The organism is Burkholderia sp. KCJ3K979 (assembly GCF_016759955.1).
In the GTDB taxonomy this organism is placed as follows: Bacteria; Pseudomonadota; Gammaproteobacteria; order Burkholderiales; family Burkholderiaceae; genus Burkholderia; species Burkholderia orbicola.
This window is the reverse complement of record NZ_JACFYV010000243.1, coordinates 1-9,557: the sequence shown is the minus strand read 5'-3', so window position 1 is coordinate 9,557 and position 9,557 is coordinate 1. Positions and strand designations below refer to the sequence as shown.

The following is a 9,557-nucleotide window of genomic DNA, read 5'->3' as shown; positions in this document are numbered from 1 at the left end:
GCTCGAACGCGCGTGCCTGTTCGCCGACGACGGGACGATCCGCGTCGAGCATCTGCCGGCCGAACTCGTCGCGGCAGCGGCGGTGCCGCACGCGCAGACGGCCGACGCGCGCGGCGTGTCGGATGCCGAGCTGGTCCGTATCGCGCGCACGTTCGACGGCACGCGCAAGGCGCTGGCCGAGCAACTCGGATTGAGCGAACGGACGCTGTACCGGCGGATGAAGGCGCTCGGGCTCGGCTCGCGCGAGCGCTGAACGGGCAGGTCGCGCGCGGCTGGCGGCGGCACGCGGCTTTGCCGATAATGGCGCGTTCGATTTCAGCGCTTTCGCTCCCGCCGATGAAAAGACATGCCCTTTCGCGTTGCCTGTTGCTCGCAGTCGCAGCGCTGGCCAGCCCGGCGCACGCCGCCGACTACACGTGGACCGATGCGGCCGGCGCACACGCGGTGACGCTCGCCAGAACCGCGTCCGGCGACGACGTCGAGCTCAAGGTGTCCGCGACGCTCGACGGCCACCCCGACTGGACGGTGCGCGACTACGTGAAGGATTGCCCGGTCGACGTGATTCTCGATGTCGTGCGGAAGTCGATCGAAATGCGCGACCTGCTCGGCAACGGCCGCAAGCAGTTCCTGTTCGCGTACAAGATTGGTTGCCGGGGAGACGTGAGCGCCGATCAGGTGAAGTACTTCCTGATCGACGCGGGCACGAAATACGTGCTGCGCGGCGAGGAAACCGTCACAGTCAACGGCAAGTTCGTCGACGGCGGCGCGGCGCCCGTGCCGAACGCGGACCTGAAGGCGCAGCCCGCGTTTCTGCGCTACATGATGAAGCGCTGGCGCGCGATCAGCATGCGTAACGACTAGGCGGGCGCCGGGCCGTCGTGCGTGCGATACCGGCTGCCCATGGTGAAACGGGCGGCACACGGGAAACCCGCCGCCCGCCCGCCCGCCATGCGATCAACGCGCCGGCGCCAACTGCGCCATCGCTTCACGCACGAAACCGAGCAGCGTGTCGTCGGTCCACGAATCCTTCGTCAGCGCCGGCTCGTTCATCAGCGCGTGGCGGAATTTCGCGTGCGTGGCCGGATCGTGGCCCGCGTAGCTGCAGAACAGCTCGAGCCAGCGCTGCGCGAGCGCGCGGCCTTGTGGCGAATCGGGCTGCGCGCCCGCATCGATCGCGTTGCGCACGTCGGCCATCAGTTGCGGCCATTCCATTGAGCGTTCGCCGTAGTGCGCCCGCATGAAGCGGATCTCGTCGGGCGCCAGATACTTCTCGAAGAGCCGCATCTTCGTTTCTGCCGAAGCGCGCAGCACATAGTCGCGCAACGCGGTCGAAATGCCGATCTTCGACTGCATCGACGGTTCGTGCTCGTGCATCAGGTTCAGCTTCGCGAGCAGGCGCGGATCGTTGTTCGTGTCGCACACCAGTTGCGCCATCCAGCGCGCGGCGAGCGCACGGACGCGTTCGTCCTCGGCAGGCACGCCCGCCTCGTGCAGCGCGCGCACTTCGGCAACGAGCGCGATCCATTCCGCGTCGCCGGCCTGGCTCTTCTGGTACATCGGCAGGCGCGCGAGTTCTTCCTCGGAAAAATATTTGTCGTACACGGTCATCAACTCCAGTGTGGTGAGCCAATCGGCCAGTTCCGGCTCGGTGCCCGCCGCGAGCTGCGCATGCAGGCTCGCGAGCCGCTCGCGCAGCTGCGCGGTTTGCGCGAGCTGGCGGTCGAGCGACGCGATCTGCCTGGCGACGAGATCGACGAGCGGGGTACCGGGCTGGTTCAGGTAATCGCCGATTTCGGCGAGCGACAGTCCGAAGCGACGCAGGGCCTGGATCTGGTGGAGCCGGGCGATGTCGTCGCGGTCGTACAGCCGGTAGCCGTTGTCGGCGCGCGCCGAAGGCGTCAGCAGGCCGATTGCGTGATAGTGATGAAGCGTGCGGACGGTCAGCCCGCTGCGTTTCGCCAGGTCTCCCACTTTCAGCCGCATTCGTTCCTCCGTTCGGTGCGCACACTGGAGTCTCGAACGTTACGCTACGTGAGGGTCAAGCGAAAGATCGGCGATCGGACGCGCGTGGCGGGAATCCGCACGCGCATCCGATCGAAGGGGGCTGGTTATTGCGCCGAAGGGACGGCGGCGTCGGGCGTGGCGGCGCGTGCTTGCGTGCCGGCCGTGCCGTCGCCGGCCGCGTGACCGGTTTTACCGGACTTGTCGTCGTTGCCGGCCGGCGGCGTCCCCATCGCCTGGTAAAGCCGCGCGGTATCCGCGAACCGTGCGCCGGTCGCGCGAATCTCGTCGAGCCGCGCATTGCGGTACTGCAGCTCGCTCGCGCGCGCCGCCGACGGCGGCAGCGCGCCGAGCCGCACGCGGGCGGCCGCATCGTCGTATGCGCCCCGTGCGGACAGCGCGGCGCGCGACGACGCATCGAGCGCCTCCGCGTCGTGCTCGAGCGCCGCGAGCGAATCGGCGACGTTCTGGAACGCGCCGAGCACCGCTTGCTTGTACTGGTCGACCGCGGCCTCGTATGTCGCCTTCGCCGCGCGGCGCTGGGCGAGCAGCGCGCCGCCATGGAAGATCGGCTGGCTCAGCGACGCGCCGACGTTCCAGATCGCGCCGGCGCCCGACAGCATCGCCGGCCAGCTGAAGCCGCCTTTGCCCATCGCCGCCGACAGCGACAGTTGCGGAAACATCTGCGCGGTCGCGAGGCCCACTTCGGCGGCGGCGGCCTTCAGCCCCGCGTCGGCGGCCTGGATGTCGGGGCGGCTTTGCAGCAGGTCCGACGGCACGACGACGGGCACCTGCTCGGGCAGGTGCAGATCGGTGAGCGCGAGATCGGCCGGCGGCCGGTCGGGCGTGCGGCCGACCAGCACCGCCAGCGCGTGACGCGTCGAGTCGCGCTGCTGGCGCAGCGCGGGCAGGCTCGCGGCGAACGTGTCGGCGCTTTGCCGGGCATTCAGCGCGTCGCTGCGCGAGGCCGAACCGAGCGCATGGCGGCGCTCCGCGTCGTGCGCCTGGTCGTTCGCGAGCGCGACGAGCCGCTCGGTCGTGTCGATCTGCGCATTGAGCACCGACACGGTGATCGATGCGGTCACGATGTTCGCGGCCAGCGCGCGCCGCGCGGATTCGAGCTGGAACGCGCTGACGTCGACGCGTTTCGCGAGCGCGCGGTTCGCGAAGCGCGACACGCCGAACAGGTCGACCGTGTAGCTCGCCTGCAGTTGCCCGACGAACGTGTCGTACAGCAGCGTCGGCGCGCCGAGCGCGGGAATCGGCACGCCGAGCGCGCGCTGGCGCGTGGCCTGGCCGCCCGCGTCGATCGACGGCAGCATCGAGCTGCCGATCTGACCGCGCAACTGTTCGCGCGCGGCATCCAGCGAATGCGACGCCGCGCTCAGCGTCGGGCTGTTGCGCAGCCCTTCGTCGACGAGCGCGTTCAGCGCGTCGGAACGGTACTGTTTCCACCAGTCCGGCACCGGCTGCGCGCCGACCTCGAATTGCTGCGCGACGCCGTGCGCGGACACCGTCTGCTCGACTTGCGGCGCGGCGCCGTAGTGCGCGGGCGACGGCATCGCGGGCGGCTCGCCGCTCGGCGCGAACCATGCGCAGCCCGCGAGCGGGCCGGCGATGCTCACCACCGTGAGCGCCCGCACGGCTTTCGTTTTCAGGGTCATCGATCGATCCATGGTCAGGCTCCCGACGGCGCGGCAGGCGTGCCGCCTGGCGGCGGGCCGTCCTGCGGGTCGCGTTCGTCGCGCTTCACGCGGAACCACGTCGCGTACAGCGCGGGCAGGTAGAACAGCGTCAGCACGGTCGCGCTCGTGATGCCGCCCATCAGCGCGGTCGCCATCGGCCCGAAGAAGTTCGAGCGCAGCAGCGGGATCAGCGCGAGCACCGCGGCCGCGGCCGTCAGCGTGATCGGCCGGAAGCGCCGCACGGTCGCGCCGATGATCGCGTCGACACGGCCGTGGCCGGCCGCGATGTCCTGCTCGATCTGGTCGACCAGGATCACCGAGTTGCGCATGATGATCCCGAACATCGCGATCACGCCGAGCATCGCGACGAAGCCGAACGGCTGGCCGAACAGCAGCAGCGTCGCGACCACGCCGATCAGCCCGAGCGGCGCGGTCAGCACGACCATCAGCACGCGCGAGAAGCTCTGCAGCTGGATCATCAGCAGCGTGAACACGGCGATCGCCATCAGCGGCATCTGCGCGTTGATCGACTTCTGCGCCTTCGCGCTTTCCTCGACCGAGCCGCCGATGTTGATCTGATAGCCGACCGGCAACTGCGCGCGCAGCGCATTCAGTTTCGCGTCGACCGCATGCGTGACGTCGATGCCCTGGGCGCCGGCGCGCACGTCCGACTGCACGGTGATGGTCGGCTGGCGGTCGCGCTCCCACACGACGCCGTATTCGAGCGTCGGCGTGAAGCGGCCGAGCGAGCCGAGCGGCACGGGGCCGTTCGGCGTCGGCAGCGCGAGGCCCGCGAGCTTGCCCGGATCGACGCGGTCGGCGCGCGGCGCGCGCAGGTCGACGGCGATCAGCTTGTCGCGCTCGCGATACTGCGTGACGGTCGTACCGGACAGCGTCATCGCGAGGAAGCTCGACACGTCCTGCGACGTGACGTTGAGCTCGCGCGCCTTCTTCTGGTCGAGCTCGAAGCGCACCGAGCGCTCGGCCGGCTCGTCCCAGTCGAACTGCACGTTGACCGTGCGCGCATCGCCGCGCATCGTCGCCGCGACCTTCTCGGCGATCGAGCGGACCGTCGCGATGCTGTCGCCGCTCACGCGGAACTGCACCGGATAGCCGACCGGCGGGCCGTTCTCGAGCCGCGACAGCCGCCAGCGCACGGCAGGAAATGTGTCGCGCAGCGTGGTTTCGAGCCAGGTCGCGAGCTTCTCGCGATCCTCGACCGATTTCGCGGTGATCACGAACTGCGCGAAATTCGGCAGTTGCAGCTGCTGGTCGAGCGGCAGGTAGAAGCGCGGCGCGCCGCTGCCGACGAAGTTCACCGAATGGTCGATCTCGGGCCGCTTGGCGATCACCTTCTCGAGGCGCTCGGTCTCGCGCAGCGTCGCCGCGAACGACGCGCCTTCGGGCAGCCGCAGGTCGACCAGCAGCTCGGGCCGGTCGGAGCTCGGGAAGAACTGCTGCGGCACCAGCGAGAAGCCCATCATCGCGACGACGAACAGCGCGCCCGTGATCAGCAGCACGACGAAGCGCCGCTCGATGCACCAGTCGATCCAGCCGCGCAGCCGCCGGTAGAAGCGCGTGTCGTAGATGTCGTGCTCGTGATCGTCGGGCAGGTGCGCCTCGTGCGCGTGCCGCTTGCGCTCGGGCAGCAGGTGGAAGCCCAGCAGCGGGATCAGCACGACGGCCGCGAACCACGACGCGACCAGCGCGATCGCCGACACCTCGAAGATCGAGCGCGTGTATTCGCCGGTGCTCGATTTCGCGAGCGCGATCGGCAGGAAGCCGGACACCGTGACGAGCGTGCCCGTCAGCATCGGGAACGCGGTGCTGGTGTACGCGAATGCGGCGGCGCGCGCGCGGGTGTAGCCCTGTTCGAGCTTCACGGCCATCATTTCGACCGCGATGATCGCGTCGTCGACGAGCAGCCCGAGCGCGAGCACGAGCGTGCCGAGCGACACCTTGTGCAGCCCGATGTCGAACAGGTACATGAACAGCGCGGTGACCGCGAGCACGACCGGAATCGAGATCACGACGACCATCCCGGTGCGCAGCCCGAGCGACACGAGGCTTACGACCAGCACGATCGCGACCGCCTCGGCGACCGCTTCGAGGAAGTCGTCGACCGAATGCGAGACCGCGTGCGGCATGCTCGACACCAGCGTCAGCTTGAGGCCGGCCGGCAGTTGCGCCTGCAGGTCCTTCGATTCGGCGTCGAGCGCCTTGCCGAGCCGGATCACGTCGCCGCCCGGCTGCATCGTCACGCCGATGCCGAGCACGGCATGGCCGTTGGTTCGCATCTGCGTGACTTGAGGATCGTCGTAGCCGCGTTTCACGGTGGCGAGATCGCCGAGCCGGAACGTGCGGCCGTTGATGCGGATCAGCGTATTGGCGATCGCATCGACGTTGTCGAACTGGCCGCTCGGCCGCACGAACACGCGATCGTCGGCGGTCGTCAGCACGCCGGCCGACGAGATGTCGTTCTGCGCGTTGATTGCCTGGCCGAGCTGCTGCGGCGAGATGCCGAGGCGCGTGAGCTGCGCGTTGTTGACCTCGATGAAGATCCGCTGGTCGGGGTCGCCGAAATAGTCGACCTTGCCGACGCCCGGCACGCGCAGCAGCACGGTGCGCAACTGGTCCGCGTAGTCGTGCAGTTGCGCGGGCGTGAAGCCGTCGCCCTCGAGCGTCCAGATGTTGGTGTAGACGTCGCCGAATTCGTCGTTGAAGAACGGGCCCTGCACGCCGGGCGGCAGCGTATAGCCGATGTCGCCCACCTTCTTGCGGATCTGGTACCAGGTTTCGGGCACGTCCTTCACGGGCGCCGAATCCTTCATCGTGAAGAAGATCAGCGATTCGCCGGGGCGCGAATAGCTGCGCAGGAAGTCGATGGCCGGCGTTTCCTGCAGCTTGCGGCCGATCCGGTCGGTCACCTGTTCCTGCACCTGTCGCGCGCTCGCGCCGGGCCAGAAGGTGCGGATCACCATCACGCGGAACGTGAACGGCGGGTCTTCAGACTGCGCGAGCCGCGTATAGGCGAGGATGCCCGCGAGCGTCGCGAGCGCGATCAGGTAGGCGACCAGCGCCTGGTGGCGCAGCGCCCACGCGGACAGGTTGAAGCGGCCTTCTTCGTGGGAGACGCTCACGATGCGAAGTCCTCCGGGTGCAGCGGCGCGATCGCGCGCACCTTCTCGCCCGCGCTGACCGTATGCACGCCCTGCAGCACGACGCGCTCGCCCGGCTGCAGCCCGTGCGAGACGGTGACGGTGCGCTCGTTGAAGCGCGCGACGTCGACCCGTCGCAACTCGAGCGTGTCGTCCTTGGCGCGCACGATCCACACGGCCGGATGCGGGCCGTCGTGGAACAGCGCGGTCGCGGGCAGCGTGATCGGCTGCGCGTCGCCGGCGGCCGGCGCGCCGTCGAACGCGACGTCCGCGGTCATGCCGAGCCGGATCGCCGGATCGGGCGTGCCGAGCGTGAGCTTCACGCGGTAGGTGCGGCTTTGCGGATCGGCGGCCGGCGCGATTTCGCGCACCTTCGCGGCGAATTGTCGGCCCGGCAGCGACGGCAGCGTGACGGTGGCCGCATGACCGGGCGCGAGCGACGCGAGCGCGGCCTCGGGCACGTCGCTGACCACGTCGACGTCGCCCGACCACGCGAGCTGGTAGACCGGCTGGCCGGCCGACACGTTCTGGCCGGTATCGGCCTGTTCGGCGGTGATGGTGCCCGCATGATCGGCGACGAGCGTCGCGTAGCGCAGCTGGTTCTTCGCGAGCGCGAGCTGCTGCTGCGCCTGGTCGCGCTGCGCGAGCGCCGACGTGTAGCTGTTCTGGGTCTGTTCGAGCTGCGCGGTCGCGATCAGGTTTTCGCGGGCCTGCGCACGATCGCGATCGAGCTGTTGCTTCGCGAACGCGAGGCTGTGCGACGCGGCATCGAATTGCGCCTGCGCACTCGCGGCGTTCTTCTCGACGTCGGACGGATCGAGGAGCGCGACGACCTGGCCGACTTTCACCGTGTCGCCGAGCCGAACCTTGCGCTCGATGATCTTGCCGGCGATGCGGAACGACAGCGGCGTTGCATAGCGCGGCTGGATGTCGCCGGGCAGCGTGCGCGCGACCGCGGCGGTGTCGGCCCGCGCGGGCAGCGCGACGACGGGGCGCGGGGCGGGTGGTGCGGATTCTTTCGGATGACAGGCGGCAAGGACGAGCGCGGCGCCGATCAGCAGCGCGGCGCGGGAACCGGAGCGATTCACGAAACCCCCAGGTGAGGTGGAGCGGAACGAAGCCGGCAAGCGCGGCAGGCGCTTGCCCCAAGCGGCGCCGGCAGCGGCGCACACGGACAGACGAACGACATCGTCAGAAACTGTGGCGAATTCTAATACACACCTGTATCTGAATGCAAAGATGAATCTGAAAGGGAAGGGATGCTAGACTGCGCGGCATGAAACCACAGCGCTTAACTCGCGAGCAGAGCAGGGACCAGACGCGCGAACGTCTGCTGAAAGCCGCGCATCGCATTTTTCTGAAGAAAGGGTATGTGGCCGCGAGCGTCGAGGACATCGCGGCGGCCGCCGGCTACACGCGCGGCGCGTTCTACTCGAATTTCCGCAGCAAGTCCGACCTGTTGCTGGAATTGCTGGAGCGCAACCACGAGGAGGTGCAGGCCGACTTCGTCGCGATTTTCGAAGGGGGCGGCACGCGCGAGCAGATGGAATCGATGTCGCTCGCGTACTACCGGACGCTGTTTCGCGACGACGAGTACTCGTTGCTGTGGGGCGAGGCGAAGCTGCAGGCGGCGCGCGACGCGAAGTTCCGCGTGCGCTTCAACCAGTTCCTGCACGGCAAGCGCGTGCAGATGGCCGAATTCATCCAGCGCTTCGCCGAGCGCTCTGGCACGCCGCTGCTGCTGCCGGCCGATACGCTCGCGTTCGGGCTGATGTGCCTGTGCGACGGCGTACAGTCGTACTACACGGCCGATCCGCAGCACGTGTCGGCCGACGTGGCCGAGTCGGTGCTTGGCGGGTTCTTCGCGCGGGTCGTGCTGGGGCGTGCGCCGGACTGACCAGCGCGGGCGGTGCGAGTGGAGCGGCGACGCGCGTCAGCGTTCGCCGGTCATCCGCCGGTACGCGTCGAGCAGCGACGTCTTGTAGACCACGCCCGCGAGCGTCGGCTCGGCTTCGCTCTCGATCACCGGCAGGCGTTCGCCCTGGAATGCCATGAAGCGCTGGAGCGCGGTCGCGAGCGGCATGTCGGGCGTGAGCAGCGGAAACGGCGTGTGCGCGTAGTGCGCGGCCGTCTTGTCGGTCGTGTCGCGCTTGTCGAGCAAATCGGACGTGATGTCCTTCAACGCGACCGCGCCGCGAAAGCGCCCGGCATCGTCGGTCACGTACAGATACTTCACCGGATATTCGAGAAACACGCGCGTCATGTCGGCGACGCTCGCGGTGAGCGGCACGACCGTCTGCGCGGGCTGGATCAGCTCGCGCATCTGCGTGGTACGCAGCCGCTGCCGCTCCTGCGCGTCCTGGTAGTGGTGCTGCGTGATTTCGTACATCGACGTCGTGCCGGTCGCGCGCGCGACGAAATACGCGAACACGCACGATACCAGCAGCGGCAGCACGACCTGATAGCTCAGCGTCATCTCGAAGATCATCAGGATCGCCATCAGCGGCGCCTGCGTGGCGCCCGCCATGAACGCGCCCATCCCGACGATCGCGTACGCGAAATACGCGGACGTATGGCCGGGCCACAGCGCGTCCATCGCGAGCCCGAACAGCGAGCCGAACACGGCGCCGACGAACAGCGTCGGCGTGAATACGCCGCCGATCGCGCCCGAGCCGGCCGTCGCGGCGGTCGCGATTACCTTGAACACGAGGAC

The 9,557-nt window shown here is 68.8% G+C and carries 8 protein-coding genes; 3 read left to right on the top strand and 5 right to left on the bottom strand.

Annotated features, from left to right (window positions below):
• Together H3O04_RS30900 and H3O04_RS30895 are read left to right on the top strand one after the other, a co-directional pair.
• Positions 1–253 (top strand): helix-turn-helix domain-containing protein (locus H3O04_RS30900; RefSeq protein WP_202589129.1); only part of this gene is annotated, 253 nt, incomplete at its 5' end.
• 83 nt (positions 254–336) lie between these two features.
• On the top strand, positions 337–861 hold the full coding sequence (locus H3O04_RS30895) for a M949_RS01915 family surface polysaccharide biosynthesis protein (protein ID WP_202589128.1): 525 nt from the start codon (positions 337–339) through the stop codon (positions 859–861).
• A gap of 93 nt (positions 862–954) precedes the next feature.
• On the opposite strand, the gene H3O04_RS30890 is transcribed toward H3O04_RS30895, so the two are convergent.
• The 4 genes from H3O04_RS30890 to H3O04_RS30875 form a co-directional block, all read right to left on the bottom strand.
• Entirely contained in the window at positions 955–1,983 is a 1,029-nt protein-coding gene (locus H3O04_RS30890; RefSeq protein ID WP_202589127.1) for a MerR family transcriptional regulator, read from the bottom strand.
• A gap of 125 nt (positions 1,984–2,108) precedes the next feature.
• Entirely contained in the window at positions 2,109–3,677 is a 1,569-nt protein-coding gene (locus H3O04_RS30885; protein WP_202589126.1) for an efflux transporter outer membrane subunit, read from the bottom strand.
• Between the two features lie 2 nt (positions 3,678–3,679).
• The gene (locus H3O04_RS30880; protein ID WP_202589125.1) at positions 3,680–6,826 is read right to left on the bottom strand and encodes an efflux RND transporter permease subunit; all 3,147 of its coding nucleotides are present in this window, start codon (positions 6,824–6,826) and stop codon (positions 3,680–3,682) included.
• Positions 6,823–7,932, bottom strand: a complete 1,110-nt coding sequence (locus H3O04_RS30875; RefSeq protein ID WP_124477819.1) for an efflux RND transporter periplasmic adaptor subunit — start codon at positions 7,930–7,932, stop codon at positions 6,823–6,825. The genes H3O04_RS30880 and H3O04_RS30875 overlap by 4 nt, the downstream gene beginning before the upstream one ends.
• 188 nt (positions 7,933–8,120) lie before the next feature.
• Here H3O04_RS30875 and H3O04_RS30870 point away from each other — a divergent pair, with 188 nt between their 5' ends.
• A complete protein-coding gene (locus H3O04_RS30870; protein WP_006475958.1) occupies positions 8,121–8,741 on the top strand; it encodes a TetR/AcrR family transcriptional regulator in 621 nt (206 codons plus the stop codon).
• A 36-nt stretch (positions 8,742–8,777) separates the two neighbouring features.
• Here H3O04_RS30870 and H3O04_RS30865 read toward each other — a convergent pair.
• Positions 8,778–9,557 (bottom strand): chloride channel protein (locus tag H3O04_RS30865; protein ID WP_202589124.1); only part of this gene is annotated, 780 nt, incomplete at its 5' end.